This window comes from Streptomyces sp. V4I8 (assembly GCF_041261225.1).
Lineage (GTDB): Bacteria > Actinomycetota > Actinomycetes > Streptomycetales > Streptomycetaceae > Streptomyces.
On record NZ_JBGCCN010000001.1, the window covers coordinates 5,918,047 to 5,941,666 of the forward strand.

General features: G+C 71.2%; 25 protein-coding genes and 1 pseudogene. 19 read left to right on the forward strand and 7 right to left on the reverse strand.

All coding sequences use genetic code 11. The features are described 5' to 3' along the window. Positions 1–158: 158 nt before the first annotated feature. Complete coding sequence (locus ABIE67_RS26940) at positions 159–1,352, forward strand: RtcB family protein (RefSeq protein ID WP_370262441.1); 1,194 nt, start codon at positions 159–161, stop codon at positions 1,350–1,352. A gap of 38 nt (positions 1,353–1,390) precedes the next feature. Here ABIE67_RS26940 and ABIE67_RS26945 read toward each other — a convergent pair whose 3' ends face one another. Continuing rightward, the gene (locus ABIE67_RS26945) at positions 1,391–2,167 is read right to left on the reverse strand and encodes an SDR family NAD(P)-dependent oxidoreductase (RefSeq protein ID WP_370262446.1); all 777 of its coding nucleotides are present in this window, start codon (positions 2,165–2,167) and stop codon (positions 1,391–1,393) included. 143 nt (positions 2,168–2,310) lie between these two features. Here ABIE67_RS26945 and ABIE67_RS26950 point away from each other — a divergent pair, with 143 nt between their 5' ends. After that, positions 2,311–2,739 carry an ester cyclase gene (locus ABIE67_RS26950; protein ID WP_370262450.1) on the forward strand — a complete coding sequence of 143 codons (429 nt, stop codon included), beginning with the start codon at positions 2,311–2,313 and terminating at the stop codon, positions 2,737–2,739. Between the two features lie 19 nt (positions 2,740–2,758). On the opposite strand, the gene ABIE67_RS26955 is transcribed toward ABIE67_RS26950, so the two are convergent. Next, positions 2,759–3,094, reverse strand: a complete 336-nt coding sequence (locus ABIE67_RS26955; protein WP_370262454.1) for a YnfA family protein — start codon at positions 3,092–3,094, stop codon at positions 2,759–2,761. Positions 3,095–3,229: 135 nt separating this feature from the next. On the opposite strand from ABIE67_RS26955, the gene ABIE67_RS26960 reads away from it, so the two are divergent. After that, entirely contained in the window at positions 3,230–3,721 is a 492-nt protein-coding gene (locus tag ABIE67_RS26960; RefSeq protein WP_370262460.1) for a hypothetical protein, read from the forward strand. 47 nt (positions 3,722–3,768) lie between these two features. On the opposite strand, the gene ABIE67_RS26965 is transcribed toward ABIE67_RS26960, so the two are convergent. Then, positions 3,769–4,176 (reverse strand): winged helix-turn-helix transcriptional regulator, encoded by a 408-nt coding sequence (locus ABIE67_RS26965; RefSeq protein ID WP_370262465.1) that lies wholly within the window; start codon positions 4,174–4,176, stop codon positions 3,769–3,771. A gap of 125 nt (positions 4,177–4,301) precedes the next feature. On the opposite strand from ABIE67_RS26965, the gene ABIE67_RS26970 reads away from it, so the two are divergent. Further along, positions 4,302–5,192, forward strand: coding sequence for an NADP-dependent oxidoreductase (locus tag ABIE67_RS26970; protein ID WP_370262469.1), 891 nt, complete (start codon positions 4,302–4,304; stop codon positions 5,190–5,192). Here the strand turns inward: ABIE67_RS26970 and ABIE67_RS26975 are convergent. After that, positions 5,189–6,013, reverse strand: a complete 825-nt coding sequence (locus ABIE67_RS26975) for a DUF6597 domain-containing transcriptional factor (RefSeq protein WP_370262474.1) — start codon at positions 6,011–6,013, stop codon at positions 5,189–5,191. The two genes, ABIE67_RS26970 and ABIE67_RS26975, sit on opposite strands and share 4 nt — an antisense overlap. Before the next feature lie 155 nt (positions 6,014–6,168). On the opposite strand from ABIE67_RS26975, the gene ABIE67_RS26980 reads away from it, so the two are divergent. From ABIE67_RS26980 to ABIE67_RS27005, 6 genes are all read left to right on the forward strand, one after another. After that, positions 6,169–6,711, forward strand: coding sequence for a TIGR03086 family metal-binding protein (locus ABIE67_RS26980; RefSeq protein WP_370268989.1), 543 nt, complete (start codon positions 6,169–6,171; stop codon positions 6,709–6,711). 84 nt (positions 6,712–6,795) lie between these two features. Next, positions 6,796–7,890: an LLM class flavin-dependent oxidoreductase gene (locus ABIE67_RS26985; RefSeq protein WP_370262480.1), complete on the forward strand. Its 1,095-nt coding sequence runs from the start codon at positions 6,796–6,798 to the stop codon at positions 7,888–7,890. Continuing rightward, positions 7,887–8,495, forward strand: a complete 609-nt coding sequence (locus tag ABIE67_RS26990; RefSeq protein WP_370262484.1) for a CE1759 family FMN reductase — start codon at positions 7,887–7,889, stop codon at positions 8,493–8,495. The genes ABIE67_RS26985 and ABIE67_RS26990 overlap by 4 nt, the downstream gene beginning before the upstream one ends. Positions 8,496–8,591: 96 nt before the next feature. Then, a complete protein-coding gene (locus tag ABIE67_RS26995; protein WP_370262489.1) occupies positions 8,592–9,317 on the forward strand; it encodes a response regulator transcription factor in 726 nt (241 codons plus the stop codon). Beyond that, the gene (locus ABIE67_RS27000) at positions 9,318–10,739 is read left to right on the forward strand and encodes an ATP-binding protein (protein WP_370262493.1); all 1,422 of its coding nucleotides are present in this window, start codon (positions 9,318–9,320) and stop codon (positions 10,737–10,739) included. Between the two features lie 194 nt (positions 10,740–10,933). Beyond that, positions 10,934–12,199: an ArgE/DapE family deacylase gene (locus tag ABIE67_RS27005; RefSeq protein ID WP_370268993.1), complete on the forward strand. Its 1,266-nt coding sequence runs from the start codon at positions 10,934–10,936 to the stop codon at positions 12,197–12,199. Between the two features lie 221 nt (positions 12,200–12,420). On the opposite strand, the gene ABIE67_RS27010 is transcribed toward ABIE67_RS27005, so the two are convergent. Further along, complete coding sequence (locus ABIE67_RS27010; protein WP_370268998.1) at positions 12,421–13,326, reverse strand: LysR family transcriptional regulator; 906 nt, start codon at positions 13,324–13,326, stop codon at positions 12,421–12,423. Between the two features lie 79 nt (positions 13,327–13,405). On the opposite strand from ABIE67_RS27010, the gene ABIE67_RS27015 reads away from it, so the two are divergent. The 4 genes and pseudogenes from ABIE67_RS27015 to ABIE67_RS27030 all read left to right on the forward strand — a co-directional run. Then, a complete protein-coding gene (locus tag ABIE67_RS27015) occupies positions 13,406–14,350 on the forward strand; it encodes an EamA family transporter (protein ID WP_370262496.1) in 945 nt (314 codons plus the stop codon). Between the two features lie 83 nt (positions 14,351–14,433). Beyond that, positions 14,434–15,144, forward strand: coding sequence for an NAD(P)-dependent oxidoreductase (locus tag ABIE67_RS27020; protein WP_370262500.1), 711 nt, complete (start codon positions 14,434–14,436; stop codon positions 15,142–15,144). Between the two features lie 23 nt (positions 15,145–15,167). Then, positions 15,168–15,479 (forward strand): hypothetical protein, encoded by a 312-nt coding sequence (locus ABIE67_RS27025; protein WP_370262504.1) that lies wholly within the window; start codon positions 15,168–15,170, stop codon positions 15,477–15,479. 118 nt (positions 15,480–15,597) lie between these two features. Next, positions 15,598–16,014 (forward strand): annotated as a pseudogene (locus ABIE67_RS27030) (dehydrogenase); the annotation flags it as partial. A 55-nt stretch (positions 16,015–16,069) separates the two neighbouring features. On the opposite strand, the gene ABIE67_RS27035 reads toward ABIE67_RS27030, so the two are convergent. Both ABIE67_RS27035 and ABIE67_RS27040 read right to left on the reverse strand, forming a co-directional pair. Then, positions 16,070–17,299 carry a GNAT family N-acetyltransferase gene (locus ABIE67_RS27035; RefSeq protein WP_370262506.1) on the reverse strand — a complete coding sequence of 410 codons (1,230 nt, stop codon included), beginning with the start codon at positions 17,297–17,299 and terminating at the stop codon, positions 16,070–16,072. A gap of 206 nt (positions 17,300–17,505) precedes the next feature. After that, positions 17,506–18,180 carry a hypothetical protein gene (locus ABIE67_RS27040; RefSeq protein ID WP_370262508.1) on the reverse strand — a complete coding sequence of 225 codons (675 nt, stop codon included), beginning with the start codon at positions 18,178–18,180 and terminating at the stop codon, positions 17,506–17,508. 380 nt (positions 18,181–18,560) lie between these two features. Here ABIE67_RS27040 and hemL point away from each other — a divergent pair, with 380 nt between their 5' ends. From hemL to ABIE67_RS27065, 5 genes are all read left to right on the forward strand, one after another. Further along, complete coding sequence (gene hemL / locus ABIE67_RS27045) at positions 18,561–19,880, forward strand: glutamate-1-semialdehyde 2,1-aminomutase (RefSeq protein ID WP_370262510.1); 1,320 nt, start codon at positions 18,561–18,563, stop codon at positions 19,878–19,880. Next, entirely contained in the window at positions 19,877–20,590 is a 714-nt protein-coding gene (locus tag ABIE67_RS27050; RefSeq protein ID WP_370262512.1) for a histidine phosphatase family protein, read from the forward strand. The genes hemL and ABIE67_RS27050 overlap by 4 nt, the downstream gene beginning before the upstream one ends. A 218-nt stretch (positions 20,591–20,808) precedes the next feature. Continuing rightward, entirely contained in the window at positions 20,809–22,146 is a 1,338-nt protein-coding gene (locus tag ABIE67_RS27055) for a hypothetical protein (protein ID WP_370262514.1), read from the forward strand. Between the two features lie 66 nt (positions 22,147–22,212). After that, complete coding sequence (locus ABIE67_RS27060; protein ID WP_370262517.1) at positions 22,213–22,842, forward strand: TlpA family protein disulfide reductase; 630 nt, start codon at positions 22,213–22,215, stop codon at positions 22,840–22,842. Positions 22,843–22,852: 10 nt separating this feature from the next. After that, on the forward strand, positions 22,853–23,617 hold the full coding sequence (locus tag ABIE67_RS27065; RefSeq protein ID WP_370269002.1) for a cytochrome c biogenesis CcdA family protein: 765 nt from the start codon (positions 22,853–22,855) through the stop codon (positions 23,615–23,617). Positions 23,618–23,620 lie beyond the last annotated feature (3 nt).

The window sequence follows — 23,620 nt, forward strand, 5'->3', positions numbered from 1 at the left end:
CCCGCTGGTTAATCGCTTGCCGCGTGCGGGCGCCACCTGGAGACAATGTGTATCGCACGCACTGCCGTGGACGCCGGTCCGTTGTCCTTTTTCGTTGACCCTGGCGCCGGTTTTGCGATTTCAGACTTGTATGTGTTTTCAGGGGGATTGAGGGCGATATGTCGTACGTGGAAATGCCGGGCGCGAAGGTTCCGATCCGTATGTGGACCGACCCGGCGACGGTCGAGGACGTGGCACTCCAGCAGCTGCGGAACGTGGCGACCCTGCCGTGGATCAAGGGCCTGGCGGTCATGCCGGACGTCCACTACGGCAAGGGCGCGACGGTCGGCTCCGTCATCGCCATGCGGGGGGCCGTGTGCCCCGCGGCGGTGGGAGTGGACATCGGGTGCGGGATGTCGGCGGTGAAGACGTCGCTCACGGCGAACGACCTGCCGGGGGACCTGTCGCGGCTGCGGTCGAAGATCGAGCAGGCGATTCCGGTCGGGCGGGGCATGCATGACAGTCCCGTGGACCCGGGGCGGCTGCACGGGTTCGGTACGGCCGGGTGGGACGACTTCTGGGGGCGGTTCGACGGGGTCGCGGAAGCGGTCAGGTTCCGTCAGGAACGCGCCGGGAAGCAGATGGGAACACTCGGCGGCGGCAACCACTTCGTCGAGGTCTGCACGGACACGACCGGTGCTGTCTGGCTGATGCTGCACTCCGGTTCCCGGAACATCGGCAAGGAACTGGCCGAGCACCACATCGGCGTGGCCCAGAAGCTCCCGCACAACCAGGGCCTGGTCGACCGCGACCTCGCCGTCTTCGTGGCGGACACCCCGCAGATGGCGGCGTACCGCAATGACCTGTTCTGGGCGCAGGAGTACGCCAGGTACAACCGCACGATCATGATGGCGCTCCTGAAGGACGTGGTCCGCAAGGAGTTCAAGAAGGCGAAGCCGGTCTTCGAGGCCGAGATCAGCGCACACCACAACTACGTGGCCGAGGAACGCTACGACGGCATGGACCTGCTCGTGACCCGTAAGGGCGCGATCCGGGCCGGCTCCGGCGAGTACGGCATCATCCCGGGCTCCATGGGCACGGGTTCGTACATCGTGAAGGGCCTCGGGAACCCGAAGTCCTTCAACTCGGCCTCGCACGGCGCGGGTCGGCGGATGAGCCGCAACGCGGCGAAGCGGCGGTTCTCGACGAAGGACCTGGAGGAGCAGACGCGGGGCGTGGAGTGCCGTAAGGACTCCGGCGTCGTCGACGAGATCCCGGGCGCCTACAAGCCGATCGAGCAGGTCATCGATCAGCAGCGGGACCTCGTGGAGGTCGTGGCGAAGCTGAAGCAGGTGGTCTGCGTGAAGGGCTGACGGCCTCTCGACGGGCCGTCAGCCGTCACCAGCCGTCCCTACGGCTCCCGGTGGACCTTCGTGTTGGACGCCTGGGCGCGCGGGCGGACGACCAGGAGGTCGATGTTGACGTGGCTGGGGCGGGTGACCGTCCAGGTGATGGTGTCGGCCACGTCGTCGGCCGTGAGGGGCTCGGCGACGCCCTGGTAGACCTTCTCCGCCTTGTCCGTGTCGCCGGCGAAGCGGGTCAGGGCGAACTCGTCCGTCTTGACCATGCCGGGCGCGATCTCGATGACGCGCACCGGCCGGCCGACGATCTCCAGGCGGAGAGTCTCGGCGAGGACATGGGTGCCGTGCTTGGCGGCGACATAGCCGGCACCGCCCTCGTAGGTGCCGTGGCCGGCGGTGGAGGAGACCACGACCACCGTGCCGTCGCCGCTCGCCTCCAGCTTCGGCAGCAGTGCCTGGGTGAGGTTCAGGGTGCCGATGACGTTCGTCTCGTACATCGTGCGCCAGTCGGCCGGGTCGCCGGTGGCCACGGGGTCGGCGCCCAGTGCGCCGCCCGCGTTGTTGACGAGGACACCGATCGTCCTGAAGGCCGTCGCGAACTCGTCGACCGCCGCGCGGTCCGTCACGTCCAGCTGGTAGGCCGCCGCCGAGTGGCCGGCCGCGTTGATCTCCTCCGCCAGCGCCTCGATGCGGTCCTTGCGGCGCGCGGTCAGCACGACCCGGTAGCCGGCCTCGGCGAGCCGGCGTGCCGTGGCGGCGCCGATTCCACTGCTCGCACCGGTGATGACGGCGATGCGGGAGGCGGCGGACGTGGCGGCGGTGGGCATGGCTGCTCCTCGTGCGGGTCGGGTGCGAAGAGTCCGGACGGTCCATGGGGTCCGGAGACTGTCCGGCCAGGATAGGCGGGCGGCCGATCCGGGGCGGCGGTGGGAGAATGAGGTGGGTGATCCTCCACCACGGGAGGTGGATCATGGGACAGGCGCGTGAGGTCATGGACCGGCTCACCGCGGCGATCACCACGGCGGACCCCAAGGCCATCGCCGAGCTCTACCCACCGGACGCGGTCGCCGTCACCCCCGACGGCGGGGAGCTGCACGGGCGGGAGAACATCGCCGGGTACTGGCGCCAGATGACGGAAGCGGTTCCCGACGGTTCGTACGAGTCGGTGCACTCCTACGAGGTCGGCAACACGGCCATCGACGAGGGGATCTTCCACGGCCGGAACACCGGGCCGATCCAGCTGCCGACCGGCGAGACGCTGCCGGCGACGCAGAAGGAGATCAGTATCCGCGGGGTGGACTTCGCCACCGTCGACGACAGCGGGCACATCGTCGACTACCGGCTCTACTTCGACGAGATGGAGTTCCTGGACCAGTTGGGGCTGCTGCCGCCGACCTGAACCGTCCCCCGGACTCCGCTCAGTTCCCTCGCGGCGCGTACATGATCACCGCCATGCCCGCGAGGCAGATCAGTGCGCCCGTGACGTCCCAGCGGTCCGGGCGGTAGCCGTCCGCGACCATGCCCCAGGCCAGCGAACCGGCGACGAAGACACCGCCGTAGGCGGCGAGGATGCGGCCGAACTCGGCGTCGGGCTGGAGTGTGGCGACGAAGCCGTAGGCGCCGAGGGCCATCACGCCCGCGCCGATCCACAGCCACCCGCGGTGTTCGCGTACGCCCTGCCAGACCAGCCAGGCGCCGCCGATCTCGAAGAGGGCGGCGACGACGAAGAGGGCGGCCGAGCGGAGGATGAGCATGGCGGTCAGCTTCGCACGCCCCCGCGCCGGCCCCGCCGTCCTTGGGTCCGGGCCCCTGTCACCTGTTGGACGGCGCCTGCGGCTCGCTCCGCGTGGGATACATCCGTACGACCACGGCCGAGAGGAGTGGCCGGTATGCGGCGGATGCGGGTGGCTGCGGTGTGCGGTGCGGCCGTGGCGGCGGTGGTCGGCGGGGCGCCTCCGGCCGCCGGGGCGGTGGGCGGTCGCGGTGCCGAGGCGGATCTCACCTATCACGGGTCCGCGGCCATGTCCGGCGGCCGGGTCCACCTGCGGTTCACTCCGCACCATCACGGGCTGGGCGCCGGGCCGGCCCCGACGGCCGCGGCGACGGTAGGGCTGCGCTGGTCGGAGCCGCTGGCGGACCGGCAGGAGTTGCCTCAGGGGTGTGCGCGGGCGGGGGAGCGGGTCGTGTGGTGCCGGGCCGGGGTGCCGGCCGCGGGCGGGGCGGGGGAGACGCTCGGTCTGCGGGTACGGCTGCGGGGCGCGCCCTCGGAGGTGCTGCTGGAGTTCGACACCCTGTGGAGCGGCGGGGTGGCGGACGGCACCCGGCGCAGCGGTCGGCAGCGGGTGCTGGTGCTGGACACGGGGGACTCGTACCACTTCTGACGCCCGCGCCGCCGGCTACCTGCGACGCCTGCCCCTGCCGGCCGCGCTCAGTTGTCGGGGCCCTCGGTGTCGTAGCGCTCGCGGGCCTCTCGGACCTCGTCGAAGTGGGTCTCCGCCCAGTCCTTCACCGCGGTCAGCAGCCGGGCCAGGTTCTGGCCGAGCGGGGTGAGCTCGTAGTCGACGCGGACCGGGACGGACGGGGTGACGGTGCGGGTGAGGAGGCCGTCGCGTTCCAGCGAGCGCAGGGTCTGGGTCAGCATCTTGGGGCTGACGCCGGCGATCTTGCGCCCGAGGTCGCTGTAGCGCAGAGGGCCGGGGGCGAGGGCGGAGACGACGAGGCTGACCCACTTGTCGCTGATGCGGTCCAGGAGCTGGTTGGTGGGGCAGCTCTTGAGGAACGCGTCGTACTCGACGCGGGCCTGTTCGCGTCGCTGGACGGCGGTCGTGGTCGCCATGGCTCACCTCCGGGGTACGTACGCACTCTCAGGTAACTACTTACCACGAGATAGTAACTCTTCCTAGGGTTGTCCGCAGTGAACGGGAGAACATCCCAGATGCTGACAAACCAAGGAGACACGCCATGCGTGCTGTTGTGGTGAACTCGTTCGGCGGGCCGGAGAACGTGGAGGTCGTGGACGCCGCGATACCGGAGCCCGGTGCGCGTCAGGTGCGGATCAAGGTCGCGGCGGCGGCGCTGAACCCCGTGGACGCGGGGGTGCGGGCCGGGGTCTTCGGGGGTGCGGGCAAGCGGATCGGGCTCGGCTGGGATGTGGCCGGGACGGTCGACGCGGTGGGGGTGGCCACATCCTGGAGTGTCGGGGACGAGGTCATCGCCCTGGACTACGGCATGGTCAAGCCGCTCGGCACCCACGCCGACTACGTGGTCGTCCCGACGGACGCCGTCGCCACGGCGCCGGCCACGGTGGACGCCGTCCACGCGGCGACGCTGCCGCTGAACGCGCTCACCGCCGAACAGGCTCTGGACCTGCTGGAGGTGACGTCGGGCCAGTCGCTGCTGGTGACGGGGGCGGCGGGGGCGGTCGGGGCGTACGCCGTCCAACTCGCCGCGCGCCGGGGGATATCGGTGACCGGGCTGGCGCGGGAGGGGGACGAGGAGTTCGTACGGTCGCTGGGGGCCGAGGGGTTCAGCGGCGGTCCCGTCGCCGACCGGAGCTTCGCCGCCGTGCTGGACGCCGCCGTCCTCGGCGAGCGGGCCCTGGAGTGGGTGCGGGACGGGGGCCGGTACATCGGCGTCATCCCGCAGGCGGAGCCCGCGTCGGTGCGCGGGGTGCGGACCGGGGCGGTCGAGGTGAGCGCCGACGGGGCGCGGCTGGCGGAGCTGGTACGGCTGGTGGACGAGGGCGTGCTGACGACCCGCGTGGCCGAGACGTTCCCCCTGGACGAGGCCGTCAAGGCGCATGCGCGGCTGGACCAGGGCGGGGTGCGGGGGCGGCTCGTGCTGGTCCCCTAACCCTCGACCTGGGCCTCCGCCGCGTACGCCGTCGGCGGTACCCCCACCGTCGCCGTGAAGTCCCTCACCAGGTGGGCCTGGTCCGCGTAGCCGAGGTCCGCGGCGAGGGTGGCCCAGTCGATGTCGGTGTGGGTGTCGGCGTGGTTGAGGGCCTCGTGGATGCGGTAGCGGAGGATGACCCACTTGGGGCTGACGCCGACGTAGGTCGAGAAGAGCCGTTGCAGCGCCCGCACCGACAGGCCCTCCGCCCGGGCGAAGTCGCCGACGCGGCGGACCGTGCGGTCGGCGCGGACGCGCTGGACGAGGTCCATGGCGAGGTCCGCCTGCGGGTCGGGGGTGCGGGGCAGGGCATGAAGGAAGGCGTCGAGCGCGGCCACCCTCGCCCGGTCGTCGGCGGGGGTGACGATCGCGTGGGCCGTGTCTCCCGTGGCCTGCGGGAACACCTCCTCGGCGGGCAGCGCGCGGCCCGTCCACCGGGACACCGGCGCCTCGGGGGCGTAGGGCCGGAAGCCGCCCGGGCGGAACTTCACCCCGCAGACCCGGCCCCGGCCGGTCAGCTTCCGGGTGTACAGGCCGAGGGCGACGCCGGTGACCTCGGCGTACGGCGGACCCTCGTCCTCCTCCCACTGGAAGGTGAGGTTGACGGCGGGGTGCGGGACGATGTGGGAGGCGTAGGGGGCGGGCAGGTCCCAGTCGATCAGCCAGTACCACTCGACGTACCGGCGCAGCGGCCCGGCGGGCTCGTGGCGGCGGAAGCGCACGCGGTTCAGCAGCGCGGCCGGGTCGACGATCCCGCGGGTGTCGTGGCGGGGTGCCTCCATGGCCGGATCGTACGTCGCGTTTCTTCAAGAAGGGCAGTGGTGCGTGTCCCTACGGTCGAGGCATGGACACGAACCCTGTGAACACGAAATCTGGGCACACGAACCCTGTGCACACGAACCCGGTGAAGACGTACGGCGTCGGTGAGCTGCTGGGTATGGCGCGCGAGCGGGCGGTCCCGGTGGTCCGGGGCATCTCGGATGCCACCCTCTCCGCTCCCACGCCCTGCGCCGAGTACGACGTGAAGGCCCTGGTCAACCATGTCTTCCAGGTGATCGTGCAGTTCCAGCGGCTGGCCGTGAAGGAGGCGTCGGACTTCGGCGAGACCCCCGACCGGGTCGCCGGGAGCGCCGAGTGGCGTGAGCGGCTCGCGGACGAGACGGACCGGCTGGTGGCGGCCTGGTCGGCGCCCGGTGCCGAGGAGGGGACGACCGGCGGGATGAACATGCCCGCGCGGCTGGTCGGCTCGATGGCGCTGCTCGATCTGACCGTGCACGCGTGGGACCTGGCGCGGGCGACGGGCCAGGAGTACCCGGGCGCCGACGAGGCGGTCGTGGCGGAGCTGGCCGGCGCGGTGGACGAGCTGGCGCCGACGGCGAGGAAGATGGGGGTGTTCGGGGAGCCGGTGCCGGTGGCGGAGGGCGCGTCGGCGTTCGAGCGGCTGCTCGCCCGGACCGGGCGGAATCCGCACTGGCGGTGAGGGCGCCGCACGGGGAATAGTCCCCGGGCGGTCACCGTTCTCCGGGTGTAGTTGAACGCTAAACAACCTGGAGGGTGAGCGTCCATGCAGTTCGGGATCTTCAGCGTCGGCGACGTCACGCCGGACCCGACGACGGGCCGTACGCCGACCGAACGCGACCGCATCAAGGCCATGGTCGCCATCGCGCTCAAGGCGGAGGAGGTCGGACTCGACGTCTTCGCGACCGGCGAGCACCACAACCCGCCGTTCGTGCCGTCGTCACCGACGACCATGCTCGGCTACATCGCGGCGCGGACGGAGAGGCTGATCCTCTCCACCTCCACCACCCTCATCACCACCAACGACCCGGTGAAGATCGCCGAGGACTTCGCGATGCTCCAGCACCTGGCCGACGGCCGGGTCGACCTCATGATTGGCCGCGGGAACACCGGGCCGGTCTACCCCTGGTTCGGGCAGGACATCCGGGAGGGCATCAACCTCGCCATCGAGAACTACGCCCTGCTGCGCCGGCTGTGGCACGAGGACGCCGTGAACTGGGAGGGCAAGTTCCGTACGCCGCTGCAGGGCTTCACGTCCACGCCGCGGCCGCTCGACGGGGTCGCGCCGTTCGTCTGGCACGGCTCCATCCGCTCCCCGGAGATCGCCGAGCAGGCCGCCTACTACGGCGACGGCTTCTTCCACAACAACATCTTCTGGCCGGCCGACCACACCAAGCGGATGGTCGAGCTGTACCGGAACCGGTACGCCCACTACGGGCACGGCACGCCCGAGCAGGCGATCGTCGGGCTGGGCGGGCAGGTCTTCATGCGGAAGAACTCCCAGGACGCCGTGCGGGAGTTCCGGCCGTACTTCGACGTCGCGCCCGTGTACGGGCACGGGCCGTCGCTGGAGGACTTCACGGACCAGACCCCGCTGACGGTCGGCTCTCCGCAGCAGGTGATCGAGAAGACGTTGTCCTTCCGCGAGTACGCCGGTGACTACCAGCGCCAGCTGTTCCTGATGGACCACGCCGGGCTGCCGCTCAAGACGGTGCTGGAGCAGCTCGACCTGCTCGGCGAGGAGGTCGTGCCGGTGCTGCGCAAGGAGTTCGCGGCGGGGCGTCCCGCCGAGGTGCCGGACGCGCCCACACACGCTTCGCTGCTGGCCGAGAAGGGTTCGGAAGAGGTGACCACCGCATGAAGCTCGTCGTCGTGTCCGCGGGGCTGAGTGTCCCGTCCTCCACGCGGCTTCTGGGCGACCGGCTGGCCGCGGCGGTCGGCAGGAGGGCCGACGTGGACGTCGAGGCCGTTGAGGTCGTCGAGCTGCGCGACCTCGCGGTGGAGATCGCGCACAACCTCACCAACGGCTTCCCGGGCCGCAAGCTGGCCGCCGCGATCGACGCGGTGACCTCGGCGGACGGTCTGATCGTCGTCACGCCGGTGTTCTCGGCGTCGTACAGCGGCCTGTTCAAGTCGTTCTTCGACGTGATCGAGAAGGACGCGCTGGCGGGCCTGCCCGTGCTGATCGCCGCGACCGGCGGCACGGCCCGGCACTCCCTGGTCCTGGAGCACGCCCTGCGTCCGCTCTTCGCCCACCTGAAGGCCGTCGCCGCCCCGACCGGTGTGTACGCCGCGTCGGAGGACTGGGGCGCCGAAGGGCTGGACGGGCGGATCGAGCGGGCGGCGGGGGAGCTGGCCGGGCTGATGCGGGGGATGTCGGGAGTCAGGGCGGCCGCGAGGGACGACCTCGTGGTGGTGCCGTTCGCCGAACAGCTGGCGGCACTCTCCAGCCCGTCCGGCGCTTGAGCGACGAGGCCGTGTGACGGTGAGATCCCAGTAAGAAGGGTGATCGTAAGCTGCCTCACACGGCCGAACCGCCGGAGGCCTTGGCAGTATGAACCCGTGCCCCAGACTGTTCTCCTCGCCGAAGACGACCGCGCCATCCGCCACGCCCTGGAGCGCGCGCTGACCCTGGAGGGCTACCAGGTCACCGCGGTCGCCGACGGTGTCGAGGCGCTGGCGCAGGCCCACCGCACACCGCCGGACGTGCTCGTGCTGGACGTGATGATGCCCGGCATAGACGGGCTCCAGGTCTGCCGGGTGCTGCGCGCCGAGGGCGACCGCACCCCGATCCTGATGCTGACCGCGCTCGTGGAGACCCAGGACCGCATCGCCGGCCTGGACGCGGGCGCTGATGACTACGTCGTCAAGCCCTTCGACGTGGAGGAGGTCTTCGCCCGGCTGCGCGCCCTGCTGCGCCGCACCAGCGAGGCGAACGGCCCCGCGCCCGTCGACGTACCGAAGCAGGCCCCGGCCGAGTCGTCCGGCCGGCTGATCGAGGCGGCAGGGCTGCGGATGGACCCGCAGGCGCGGCGGGTGTGGCGGGGCACGCGGGAGCTGGAGATGACGCGGACCGAGTTCGAGCTGCTGGAGCTGCTGGTCCGCAACGCCGGCATCGTCCTCGACCACTCCACCATCTACGACCGTATCTGGGGCTACGACTTCGGCCCCGGCTCCAAGAACCTCGCCGTCTACGTCGGCTATCTGCGCCGCAAGCTCGACGAGCCGAGCGCCCCGCAGCTGATCCACACGGTGCGCGGCGTGGGTTACGTGCTGCGGGAGGACTGAGTGGGCGCGGCCCGGCGCCGGCTCGGGAGACTGCTGACGGGGCGCCGCAGATCGGGGCTGGGCACCACCTTCGCCGTGTCCTTCGCGACGGTGACCGCCGTGGTCACGGTCCTGGTCGGGCTGCTGTCGTACACCGCCGCCGCCCGGCTGGTGCGGGTGGACCAGGAGTCGGTGTTCGACGAGGTCGTGCAGGATCTGCGGGGCGAGGTACGGCAGCGGCCGATGACGACGGAGGACTTCTCGTCGTCCGCGCCGGGGCACGATCTCGTACGGCCCGCCCGTACCGATGTGCAGGTGCTGGGCCCGGACGGCGCCGTCGTCGACCCGGGCCGGCCGGGGCTGCCGGTCACTTCCGTAGACCGGCGGATCGCGGCCGACGGCACGGCCGGGCGGATGGTCCAGCACAAGGACGTCGGCGTCGACAGCGACGTCTACCGCATCGCGACCGTCGCGCTCGGCGGCGGACGGGGCGCGGTGCAGGTGGCCCAGGAGTTCAGCGACACCGAGGATCTGCTGCGGGCGCTCCAGCAGCGGACGCTGCTGCTGATGGCCGCGGTGGTCACCCTCGCGGGACTCTTCGGCTGGTGGCTGGCCCGGCGCATCACGCGCCGCCTGGTCGCCCTCACCTCAGCCGCCGAGGACGTCGCCCGCACCCGCCGGCTCGGCATCCAGGTGCCGGTCACCGGATACGACGAGGTCGGCCGCCTGGGCCGCGCCTTCGACCGCATGCTGGGCCGGCTGGCCCAGTCGGAGGAGGACCAGCGGCGGCTGGTGCAGGACGCGGGCCACGAGCTCCGTACGCCGCTCACGTCCCTCCGTACGAACATCTCCCTCCTGCGCCGCATCGACGAACTGCCGCCCGCCACCCGCGAGGAACTGGTGGCGGACCTCGGCCAGGAGGCTCGCGAACTCACCGACCTGGTCAACGAGTTGGTCGACCTGGCGGCCGGGCAGTCCGACACCGAGCCGGCCCAGCGGGTGGACCTCGCCGACATCGCCGAGGACGTCGCGGGGCTCACCCGGCGGCGGACGGGACGGCGGATCGTGGTCCGCGCGAGCGGCGACACGACGACGGAGGGGCGGCCCGGGATGCTCCAGCGCGCGGTGACCAACCTCGTCGAGAACGCCGCGAAGTTCGACCGCGACGGCATCGCACCGATCGAGATCAACGTCGCCGGACCCGCCCGCCCCGGGACGGTTCGCGTGGAGGTCCTCGACCGGGGGCCGGGCATCGCCGAGGACGATCTGATCCGGGTCTTCGACCGCTTCTACCGCGCCGCCGACGCGCGGTCGCTGCCCGGGTCGGGGCTGGGGCTGTCGATCGTGCGGGAGGTGGCCCTGTCGCACGGGGGAGCGCCCTTCGCCTTCCGGCGGGACGGGGGCGGGACGGCGATCGGGTTCACGGTGGGGGGCTCTGCCTGAACGGCTCTGCCTGAAGGGCTCCGGCTGAGCGGTGCTGGCTGAGCGGTGCTGACTGAGCGGTGCTGGCTGAGCGGTTCCGCCTGCGCGGCTTCCCCTTCGGTTCTCCCCGGGTATGGGTGAGTATCTGGTCCGGGCTGTCCGGGGCTGTTCGGGGTGCCGCGCGCGGCGGCTCGGTCGAGGGGAGGAACGTCATCGTGCTGAGTGACGTGGAGGGCGCCGTCCTGGCGGAGATGGACGAGGCCGGGATCGGGCGGACGTTGCTGGAGCTGATCTCGGTGCCGAGTGTGACCGGGAGCGCCGCCGAGTCGGAGCTTCAGCACCTGCTGGCGGGACGGCTGGAGCGGCTCGGGCTGGACGTCGACCTGTGGTCCATGGACCTGGACGCCCTGCGTGCCGACCCCGGCTTCCCGGGGACGGAGGCCGAGCGCGAGGAGGCCTGGGGCCTGGTCGGTGTGACGGAGGACGGCGGCGACGGGTCCGCCTTCGTCCTGCAGGGGCATGTCGATGTCGTACCGCCCGGGGATCTCGACGCGTGGGCCGGCGATCCGTTCGTGCCCAGGGTGACCGGGGACGTCGTCCACGGCCGGGGCGCCTGTGACATGAAGGCCGGTCTGGTGGCCCACCTGGCCGCCCTCGCGGCGATACGGGCCGCCGGCGTGCGCCTGCGCGGACGCGTCGGCGTGCACTTCGTCGTGGGGGAGGAGGACGGCGGTCTCGGCGCCTTCGGCACGCTGCGGCGCGGTCACCGGGGAGACGTCTGCGTCATCTCCGAACCGACGGCCGGCGCGCTCGTCACCGCGAACGCCGGGGCGTTGACCTTCCGTCTCGCGGTACCCGGCAAGGCGGCGCACGGCAGCGCGCGGGACCAGGGCGTCAGCGCGATCGACGCGTATCTGCCGCTGCACCGGGCGCTGGCCCGGCTGGAGGCCGAGCGGAACCGGGACCCGCATCCCTTGATGGCCGGGCACCCGATCCCGTACGCCCTGTCGGTGGGGACCGTGCGGGCCGGGGACTGGGCGAGCAGCGTGCCCGATCTGCTGGTCGCGGAAGGGCGGTTGGGGGTGCGGCTCGGGGAGGATCCGGGCGAGGCGCGGGCCGCCTTCGAGTTGTGCGTCGCCGAGGCGTGCGCCGCCGACCCCTGGCTGCGGGCGCATCCGGCGACGGTGACCTGGCCGGGCGGGCGGTTCGCCAGCGGGCGGCTGCCGGAGGGGCATCCCTTGCCGGAGGTGATCCGGGGTGCTCATGCCGACGCCGGGGGAGCGGCGGGGCTGCGGGAGTGCGGGGCGCCGTACGGGAGTGATCTGCGGTTGTACGCGGGGGCCGGGATTCCGACGTTGCAGTTCGGGCCGGGGGACATCCGGGTGGCGCACAGTGAGCGGGAGCACGTGACGGTCGCCGAAGTGGTGGAGGCGGCGCGGACGTTGGCGGTGACGGTGTTGCGGACGGTCGGCACGAAGTGAGGCGGGGCGGTCGGGCCGGGGCCTGAGCTGCCTCCGCACCGGGGACGCGGTGCGCCCTGGCCGCACCGGGGACGCGTGCGCCCTGGCCGAGGAGCTGTCGGCCACCACGCCGAAGAACATCGCCGGGCGGCTGCCGGAGGGGGCACGATCGCGGGCCACCGACCCCATCGGGCCCGTCGATCACGTCCCCGACAGGGGCGCAACCGGCCCGAGAGTCGTCTTCAGCCCGTCGTGGCCTGGGTGTGGCGGGGCACCCCGAGGACTTCCAGCATCGCCCGCGTCGCCGGGCTGGGGTTGAAGCGGCTCCACACCAGATATTCCAGGCGGTGCGGTCCGTCGAGCACCGGGACGAGCGCCAGTCCGGGGTCGTCGGCGGCCAGCGGCCGGATGTACGCCGAGGGCAGCAGCGCGATGCCGAGTCCGCGGGTGACCAGGCGGATGATCAGCTCGACGACACCGGCCTCGTACGCGACGTCCCGGACCAGGCCCGCCGCGGCGAACGCCTGATCCGACTGAGCGCGGGCGGGCGTACCGGACGCGAAGTCCACGAACGTCTCCTCGGCGATCTCCCGCAGCGTGACCTGCGAAGAGCCCGCGAGCCGGTGCCCCGTCGGCACGACGAGCGCGTGCTCGTCGTGATCGAGGACGACCGATTCCACGCCGGACGGCGCCTCGCCCTCCGGCAGGCCCAGGAAGGCGATGTCCAGGTCGCCGTCCCGGACCGCCGCGGCCAGTTCGTCGCTGCGCCCGGACCGGAGGACGACGTGGACGTCCGGGTACCGGGCGCGGTACCGCTGCAACAACTCGGGTACGTCCACGGCGGCCGTGGTCACGATCACACCGACGGCGAGCCGGCCCCGTACGACTCCCGTCGCGGCGGCGGCGTCCGCGACCGCGCGGTCGGCGGCGGCCAGGCACTCCCGCGCGGCGGCGACGAACGCCTCCCCCGCGCTGGTCAGTTCGACGCGACGGCTGGAGCGGGCGAACAGCCTGACTCCGAGCTCGCGTTCCAGGCCGGCGATCCGGTGGCTGAGGGACGACTGCACCACGGAGCAGAGGTCTGCCGCGCGGGTGAAATTGCGGGTTTCGGCGACGGCGACGACGTAGCGCATCTGCTGGAGATCCACCCACCCATCGTGCTTGTTCATGGCTGTGATGACAACCATGCTTTGGAGTCATGGGAGGTGGCTGCGGAGACTGCGACACATGCCTTCCTTGACCGAGCGCTCACCGGCCCCGACACGGACCGCGTACGCGCAGCCGATGGCAACGGCCGCGACCGTCGTGACCGTCGCGCTGACCGCACTCGCCCCGGCGACCTGGGGCACCACCTACGCCGTGACCACGGAACTCCTGCCGCCCGGGCACCCGATGTTCGCCGGGCTGATGCGTGCCCTGCCCGCCGGGCTGCTCGGGCTGGCGCTCGCCCGTGTGCTGCCGCGCGGGGACTGGTGGTGGCGGGCCGGGGTCCTCGGGGCGCTCAACGTCGGTGCCTTGTTCCCCCTGTTGTTCCTCGCGGCCGAACGACTCCCCGGCGGAGTCGCCGCCACCCTCAGCGCCACGCAGCCGCTGCTGGTCGCCGGCTTGGCCATCGCGGTGCTCCACGACCGGCCGACGGTCTGGCGCTGGAGTTGGGGCGTGATCGGCGTGCTCGGCGTCGGACTCGTGGTGCTCGGGCCGGCGGCCCGGCTGGACGCCGTCGGGGTGCTCGCCGGGCTCGGCGGTACGGCCGCCATGGCCGGCGGGGTCGTCCTCACCAAACGGTGGGGCCGCCCCGCCGGTGCCGGTCCCCTGGCCCTGGCCGGCTGGCAACTGACGGCCGGCGGGCTGCTGTTGCTCCCGCTCACCCTCGCGATCGAGGGCGTGCCGCAGCGGATCGACGCCGGAGCGGTCGGCGGCTACCTGTGGCTCGGCAGCATGGGCGGGCTGATCGCGTACACGCTGTGGTTCCGCGGCATCGGAAAGCTGCCCGTCGGCGCGTCCGCCCCGCTGGTCCTGCTGTCCCCGCTGGTCGCGACGGTCGTCGGCATCGCGCTGGGCGAGTCGCTGAGCCTGCCGCAGAGCGTCGGCTTCGTCCTCGCGTTGGCGGCGTTGCTCGCGGCGCAGCTTGATTCGCCGGGGGTGCTGGTGCGGGGAGGGCGGGTTCGATGAAGAGAGCGTCGATGAAGAGAACGTTGATGAAGAGAACGTCGATGAAGAGAGCTTCGATGAAGGCAGGTTCGATGAAGACGGGCATGACGATCGCCGTTCTCGGGGCCACCGGCATGGTCGGGACCCGGGTGATCGCCGAGGCCGGAGCGCGCGGACACCATGTGCTCGCCCTGTCCCGGAAGCCTGCGAGCGAGGACCCGAACGTGACGCCGGTCGCGGTCGACGCGAACGACTCGCACGCCGTGCGCGGGGCACTCGCCGGTTCCCACGGGGGCGGCGGCGCGGATGCCGTCGTACTGACCGTGCGGACGTTTCCGGTCGACGAGGAGTTCCTGGTCGGGGCGACCCGTACGGCGCTGGACGTCGCCGCGGAACTCGGGATCCGCGTCCTCGTGATCGGCGGCGCGGGGGCGTTGCGCAGCCCCGGCGACCAGGATCTGCGGGTCGCGGACAACCCCGCCTACGTGCCCGCCGAGTGGCAGGCCGTCGCGGCCGCCGGGGTGGCTCAACTGCGGGCCTGCCAGGCCCATGCCGACGCCGACTGGGTCTATCTGAGCCCGCCGGCCCTGCTGGAGCCCGGCGATCGGACCGGCCGCTATCGGCGGGGTACGGACACCTTGCTCATCGGGGCGGAGGGCCGTTCGTGGATCAGCGCGGAGGACCTCGCTGTCGCGGTCGTCGATGAACTGGAGACGCCTGGCCCTGAGCGCCACATCACGGTCGTTCACGACCATGGCCACGACCAAGGCGACGACCGTGGCCACGACCAAGGCGACGAACGCCCGGCGGCATGAGCCGGTCGGTATGACAGCGCGACATGATGGCCATCGGCGGGCGGCTGCTGGTGGATGCCGGGCCGGAGCTGGACGTGATGGTGATCGACCTGGCGGTCATGGACGTCGCCTGGCAGCCGGACGTCCGGGCCGAGGTCATCGAGAGGGTGCCGGCCGCGCTGGCGGCGGCCTGTGGCACGGAGCGGCCGTCGCCCGCGTGGTGGGTCAACTTCCGTGTGATCGACGAGGGAGGCTGGGGCGCCTCCGGTGGCGTGCTGTCCGTCCTGCCCCTGCTCGACAGCGGCGTGTTCACCGAGAAGCGGGCCGAGGCGGTGCGCGCCGCGCTGCGCGCTTGAAGGGGAGGGCCGCCCCGATCAGTCCTTGATCGTGGCGAGGATGAGCGCCCGCAACTGTTCGGCGGTCCGGTCGAGGGGCTCGATGCTGCGCTTGGCGCGGCACATCGCCACCGTCCCCTTCCTCTACGTCGACCCCGAGCCCGAATACCGCGCCCTCGCCCGCGCCTTCGGGGCCGCCACCGCCGCGTCCCTGGAGCCGCTCCCGCAGGGCTACGACATCGCCGTGGAGGCCACCGGCCGCGTCGGTCAACTCGCCCTCGCCGTCAAGTGCCTGACCCCGGAAGGCATGTGCGAGAGCGCGGGCAACCACTTCGGGCCCGGCGAGCTGCCCCTGCTGGACATGTAGCTCAACGGCGTCACCCTGCGCGTCGCCCGCGACAACGTCCGCGCCCACCTCCCGGACGCCCTCGACCTCGCCGCCTCCGGCGAGCTCGCCCCCGAGAAGGTGGTCTCCCACGTCATCGACTGGGACGACCTGCCGACCGCGCTGCCGCAGAAGCACCTCAAGCCGGTGTTCGTCCGTGCCGACGTCTGACTCCACCCCCGTCCTCCCGCACCGGGCCTCTGGGTGAGGAGGAGGGCGAGCGCGGTCAGAACCAGTGCAGGCAGTGCGGGGAGCGCTCGGCGCGGAAGAGGGCGTCAGCGAGGGTGGCCGCGCCTGGGTGGTGGGCCCGGATGTGTCCGGCGCGCACGAGCGTGCTCGGGGCGGTGCCGCCGAGATAGACGGAGCCCAGGTCGCTGATGTCCAGGGACAGGTCGGGATTCCGGTCCGTCGGGACGCAGTCGGCCTTGCCGTCCCGGATGGTCAGCAGGTAGCGGTCGTGTTCGCCGAGGAACGGGTCGTCGATGTCGAGGACGAGCTCGCCGTCCGTGAACCAGCCGCGCGCGGTCAGCGCACGCGGGACGTCCAGCAGCCGCACCCAGAGCCAGTCGGTGTCGCCGCTCACCTGGCCGGCGCGGAGGTCCGCGAGCTGCCAGCGCAGTGGGTGTTCGGGCGGGAGGTGCTTGAACACGACCTGAGAGACCAGGTCGTGTCCGAGTGCGAACCGGGCCAGGGCCGTGAAGACGGCGTCGTCGGTGGCGATGGTCTCGTCGACCGTCAGGGTGCCGGACTCGATCGAGTAGCTGGCGTACCCGTCCGGGACGCCGTCGGCGTCCCGGTGGACAGCGACGTAACGCGGCGCCGGCGAGATCGGGGGCTGCCCCGCGCGCAGAGCCCACCAGCGGTGCGGCCGGGACAACGCGCCGGGCTGGGCGCGGCGGTACCGGTCGTAGACCTCTTCCAGAATCTCGCCGCACTCGGCCCGACGCAGCACCTCGACCGAGCCGTTGTCCGAGCCGGTCGTCGGTGCGTGGGCCACTCCGCGCGCCCGGGGAACGGCGAGGGCGGCCTCGTTGCGCGCCACCTTAAGCTGCGCCGTGTAGGTCGCCGGTCCGTAGCCGAACCTGCCGTAGATCGTGGCCTGAGAGGCCAGCAGCACGGAAAGGAACTCCCCGCGGGCCCGCAGCTCGGTGAGCTGATGCCGCATCATCGCGCTGAGCACGCCCTGGCGCCGGTGCGGGGGCAGGACGCCGACGGCCGTCACCCCGGGGGCCGGGACGAGGGTCTCACCGGGCAGGGTGAGCTCGAAGGAGTGCGTGGCGGCGGTGCCGACGGGACGCCCGTCCGCCGCCAGGGCGAGTACGCAGCGGTCCGTTTCGAGCGCCGACCACCAGAGCCCGCCGCCCTCGATCGGTGTTTCCGGGAAGCTCCCGAACGCGGCATGGACTGTGTCGACGAAGACGTCGAGATCCTCGTCGGTCGTGGGACGGATCTCCACCGCTGCTGCCTCCTCGGGACACCGGCACCACGACTCGTGGTCTCTGGCCACAGTGCAGCGTCGACCCGTGGCCAGGGCAAGCGAATTACGGCCGGGTTCGCGGCCGCCGCCTTGTCGTGGACGCCGACAAGTGAGGAATGATCCCCTCCCGGCACATGCCAAAGGCGGGGCCCGAAAACCCCGCCCGAATCCAGCGAAACCCCAGTTCAGGGCCATACAAGGCAATAAGGCTGATGCCCCGCCTCATGCAACCGATGGCTGAAGTCCTGCCACTCGTGCAGCAACTGGTACACGTTGAACGCGTCCCGCGGCCCCCCGCGATCCGGCACCGTCGACCAGATGAAAGCGGCCGCGCCCACCGCTTCCTCTCCTATGCCCCGCAACGGATCGACCACCGTCATCGGCAGCTTGACCACCGCGTAGTCGGGGTGGAGGACGACCAGCTCCAGGGGCGGGACCTTGTGCAGGGGGACGCCTTCGATGCCCGTCAGGACCATCGCGGCCATGGTCTCCGGCTTGATCTTGGTGAACATGCCGTTCATGCCGAGTTCGTCGCCGCCGAGTTCTTCGGGGCGCATCGAGATCGGGACGCGGGCCGCGGTCGCACCGTCGGGCGCGCCGAAGTACTTGTACGTCACCCCCACCCGACCACCATTCCTGCTCACCCTCAGCCGATCGCGATCGCCGCGCTCGCTACGTTCGCTGCGCTCGCCGCGTCGGTCGGCCCGCTCTGATTCGTTCGGTACACCCGGCATATCCGGTACTACGTGTCCCTGACGTGCTTCGTTCGAATCCTCCGCGTCGCGCCGGTGCCTTCCCCGCCGGGCACGTCGAGGACCCAGGTCATCAGTCCCCTCGCCCAGTCCGCCACCGCGATGCATATCTCCACCCGACTGCTTTTCTAGGACGCGTGGCGCCCGCCGCGCAACCCGATCATCGTGTCAGTGACCTCCCCCACGGCCGCCCGCCGAAACGTGCGTCGAAACACCTGTCCGCAGGATCTTTTCAGTCCTCGACCACCACGCCCCGCATGAGCTGTGTGTATCACGCCCAGTCTCGCAGATCGCGAGGGGAGGGCCGCCGGGAAGTGGTGACCAGCGGAGACCGGGCGCGACCGGGGGAGACCGGAAGTGCCCCCTCGCGGCCGGTCCAGACCAGTCGCCGAGTCAGGCAGCGGTCCCGCTGCCGTCACTGACCGCTGGCCTACCCTGAGGAGGTCACTGACAATCGGAGCCCGAGAAGGTCGGAGAAGTCGCAGGCCATGAGCGAATCGCCCTATCCGTACGCAGCACCGGCCTCGCAGGCCCTGTTCGACCGTGCGGCCGCCGTCACGCCCGGCGGCGTGAACTCCCCGGTACGCGCCTTCCGCGCCGTGGGCGGTACGCCCCGGTTCATGGTGTCCGGCACCGGTCCGTACCTGACCGACGCCGACGGACGCGAGTACGTCGACCTCGTCTGCTCCTGGGGGCCCATGATCCTCGGGCACTCCCACCCGGACGTGATCGCCGCCGTCCAGGACGCCGTATCCCGCGGTACCTCCTTCGGTACGCCCGGCGAGGGCGAGGTCGCGCTCGCCGAGGAGATGGTCGAGCGGATCGAGCCGCTGGAGCAGGTGCGGCTCGTCTCCAGCGGGACCGAGGCCACCATGTCGGCCATCCGGCTCGCCCGCGGGTTCACCCAGCGGACCAAGGTGATCAAGTTCGCCGGGTGCTATCACGGGCACGTCGACTCGCTGCTCGCCGCGGCCGGGTCGGGGGTCGCCACCTTCGCTCTTCCCGACACCCCCGGCGTCACCGGCGCCCAGGCCGGCGACACCATCGTCCTGCCGTACAACGACCTCGAGTCCGTCCACGAGGCCTTCCACCGCTTCCCCGGTGAGATCGCCTGCGTGATCACCGAGGCCTCACCCGGCAACATGGGCGTCGTCCCGCCGCTCCCCGGCTTCAACGGGGGACTGAAGGACGCCTGCCGCAAGAACGGCGCCCTCTACATCTCCGACGAGGTCATGACCGGGTTCCGGACGAGCCGCGCCGGGTGGTACGGCATCGACGGGGTCAAGCCCGACCTCATGACCTTCGGCAAGGTGATGGGAGGCGGCTTCCCGGCCGCCGCCTTCGGTGGTCGCGCCGACGTGATGGCCCACCTCGCCCCCGCCGGGCCCGTCTACCAGGCCGGCACCCTGTCCGGGAACCCGGTCGCCACCGCCGCTGGCCTCGCCCAGCTGCGGTTGCTCGACGAGGCCGCCTACGACACCGTCAACGCCGTCTCCGCGCAGATCCAGGCCCTCGTCACCGAGGCCCTCACGAAGGAAGGCGTCGCGCACCGGCTGCAGAACGCCTCCAACATGTTCTCCGTCTTCTTCACGGACCGGGAAGTGCGCAACTACGAGGACGCCAAGCGACAGGAGTCCTTCCGCTTCACCGCGTTCTTCCACTCGATGCTGGCGCAGGGCGTCTATCTGCCGCCCTCGTCCTTCGAGTCCTGGTTCGTGTCCACGACCCACGACGGGCAGGCCGTCCAGCGGATCGCCGACGCCCTCCCGGCGGCGGCCCGAGCGGCGGCGGAGGCCACGGCGGCATGAGCGACGGCAGCAACGAGACCGGTATGAAGAACAGCGACAGCGACGTCACCGTCGTCCACGTCATGCGGCACGGCGAGGTCGCCAACCCGGACGGGATCCTCTACGGCCGGCTGTCCGGGTACCACCTGTCCGAGCTCGGGCGGCAGATGGCCGACCGGGTCGCCGAGCATCTCGCCTCCCGTGATGTGACGTACGTCTGCGCCTCCCCGCTGGAACGGGCGCAGGAGACCGCGACGCCGATCGCCAAGGCGCACGGCCTTGACCTCACGACCGACGCGCGGCTCATCGAGGCCGACAACGTCTTCCAGGGCAAGACCTTCGGGGTCGGGGACGGGGCCCTCAAGAAGCCCGAGAACTGGAAGCACCTCGTCAACCCCTTCAAGCCGTCCTGGGGCGAGCCGTACGTCGACCAGGTCATCCGCATGATGGGCGCGCTCGACTCGGCCAAGGACGCCGCGCGGGGGCACGAGGCCGTGCTGGTCAGCCATCAGCTGCCGATCTGGATCGTGCGGAGCCACATCGAGAAGCGGCGGCTGTGGCACGACCCGCGCAAGCGGCAGTGCACGCTCGCGTCGCTGACGACCTTCACGTACCAGGGCGACAGGATCGTGTCCGTCGGCTACAGCGAGCCGGCCATCGACCTCGTCCCCGCCCATCTCCGCGCCGGAGCCAAGCCGGTGAAGGGGAAGGACAAGGCCTTCGGCGCGTAGACGCTCCGCTGGGAGCGCCGTGATGCATCTGCGGGTCCGGTGGGGCTGGTCGTGCCCACGCGGCGAAGCCGCACATCGATACAGCCCCGCGCCCTTCGGGGCGCTCAGTACGCGTTTGTGACATTTGTTGCGAATCCTCCGCGATGCGGAGGAACCTCCCCGTTCGTCGTGCCCTCTGACTGGGTGACCACCAGCGAAGCACGACGGACGGGGCAGCAATGCGCAACTTCAGCCGAAGGGGAGTCATCGGACTCGGTGCCGGAGCGGCCGCCGCCCTCGGGCTCGCGGGATGCGGCACCCTCACCTCGTCAGACGGGTCGAACGACGCCGGGGGTTCCACGGACGGTGGAGACAACGAGCCCGGCCCCCAGACCAACCGTGCCCGCCCCATAGGCGACGGCTCCACCTCCTACACCGGCAAGCAGCCGAACCAGCCGGGCAAGCCCGAGCCGCTGGAGCCGGGCCAGGAGCCGCCGCAGTTCGTCATCTTCTCCTGGGACGGCGCCGGCGAGGTCGGCAACGGTCTCTTCCCGCGCTTCCTCGAACTCGCCAAGGAGCACGAGGCGCACATGACCTTCTTCCTCTCGGGGCTGTATCTGCTGCCCGAGAGCAAGAAGCGCCTCTACGAGCCCCCGAACAACCCGCGCGGCGCCTCCGACATCGGCTACCTCACCGACGAGCACATCAGGGCGACCCTGAAGAACGTCCGCCAGGCCTGGCTCGACGGCCACGAGATCGGCACCCACTTCAACGGCCACTTCTGCGCCGGCACCGGCACCGTCGGCAACTGGACCGCACAGCAGTGGCGCAGCGAGATCGACCAGGCCAAGGCCTTCGTCAAGGAGTGGCGGACGAACTCCGGGTGGACCGATCTGCCCTCCCTGCCCTTCGACTACGACAAGGAACTCGTCGGCGGCCGCACGCCCTGTCTCCTCGGCCAGGACAACCTGCTGCCCACCGCCCGCGAGCTGGGCTGGCGTTATGACGCCTCCTCGCCCGGCGGTCGTCAGGTGTGGCCGCAGAAGAAGCAGGGGCTGTGGGATCTGCCGTTGCAGCAGATACCTTTCCCCGGACATTCGTTCGAGGTCCTGTCCATGGACTACAACATGCTCGCCAACCAGTCGGTGAACTCCACGAAGGCGCCCAGCTACAACTACCCGGGCTGGCGTGAGCAGTCGGCGCAGGCGTACATCCAGGGCTTCAAGCGGGCCTACGAGACAAACCGTGCACCCTTCTTCATAGGCAACCACTTCGAGCAGTGGAACGGCGGCATCTACATGGACGCCGTCGAGGAGGCCCTCAAGCACATCGCCCGGGAGAAGGAGAAGGGCGCCGACATCCGGCTCGTCTCCTTCCGGCAGTTCGTGGACTGGATGGACGTACAGAAGCCCGACGTGCTCGCCAAGCTGCGCACGCTGGAGGTCGGGCAGGAGCCCGCCGGTGGCTGGAACGCGTTCATGAAGAGCGGCTCCCCGAGTACCTCCACGAGCACCTCCCCGAGCACTTCCACCGGTTCCGCCACCGGCTCCTCGACGGGGGCTCAGAACGCGGCCTGAAATGCGGGTCCACGTCCGGGAGGGGGGTGGGCAAGATCCCCAGAACGGGCATGCGAAACTTTTCACATGAGTGCCGCCAGCCGCGCCCCCCTGCGCCCTACCGCCTGGAACCGCTCGCGCCGCGCAGCCCTGACGACCGCCGGTGCCGCCGTCGCGGCCCTGCTCGTCTCCGCCTGCGGCTCCGGAGGCGTCTCCGGGGGAAGCGGTGACACCAAGTTCATCATGGGCAAGGACGGCATCTCCACCGTCGAGAAGAGCAAGCGCGACGCGGCCCCCGACCTCTCCGGCCGGACCCTCGACGACAAGCAGCTCGCGCTCTCCTCCTTCAAGGGCAAGGTCGTGGTCCTGAACGTGTGGGGATCCTGGTGCTCGCCCTGCCGGGCGGAGGCCCCCAACTTCCAGAAGGTCTCCACGGACCTCAAGGCGAAGGGCGTGCAGTTCGTCGGCATCAACGTCGCCGACCCGCAGATCAAGAGCGCGGTCGCCTTCGAGAAGCAGTTCGGCGTCACCTACCCCAGCCTGTACGACCCGAGCAGCAAGCTGATGCTCCGCTTCAAGAAGGGCACGCTCAATCCGCAGGCGATTCCCTCCACCCTCGTCCTCGACCGGGAGGGGAAGATCGCGGCGCGCTCCCTGGCCGCGCTCAGCGAGGAGAAGCTGCGCTCCATGATCGACCCGGTCCTCGCGGAGAAGTGACGTGAGCGCGATGTTCACCCTCGCCGCGGGCACCGACCCCAACGGCACGGTGATGCACGGTGCCCTGCTGCTGGCCCTGCCGATCGCCGTGCTGGGCGGCCTCGTCTCCTTCTTCTCGCCGTGCGTCCTGCCGCTCGTTCCCGGCTATCTGTCCTACGTCACCGGAGTCAGCGGCACCGATCTGGCCGACGCCCGACGGGGGCGGATGGCCGCCGGGGCCTCGCTGTTCGTGCTCGGCTTCACCCTGGTCTTCGTCTCCGGTGGCGCGCTGTTCGGCTACTTCGGCCAGACGCTCCAGGACAACAAGGGCGTCCTGTCCAAGGTGCTGGGCGTCCTCATGATCGTCATGGGCGTCTTCTTCATGGGGCTGATGCCCTGGCTCACCCAGCGCGAGTTCCGCTTCCACAAGCGGCCGGTGGCCGGGCTGGTCGGAGCGCCCCTGCTCGGCGCGCTGTTCGGCATCGGCTGGACGCCCTGCATCGGACCGACCCTCGCCTCCGTGCAGGCGCTCTCCTTCGAGCAGGCCAGCGCGGGACGCGGCGCCATACTGACCGTCGCCTACTGCCTCGGCCTCGGCATCCCCTTCGTGCTCGCGGCCGTCGCCTTCCGTAAGGCGCTCGGCGCGTTCGCCTGGGTCAAGCGCCACTATGTCTGGGTGATGCGCATCGGCGGCACGATGATGATCGTCACCGGTCTGCTGCTGCTGACCGGCGTCTGGGCCGGCCTCGTCCAGGACATGCAGTCCTGGTCCGCCGGATTCACTGTGGGGATCTGATCC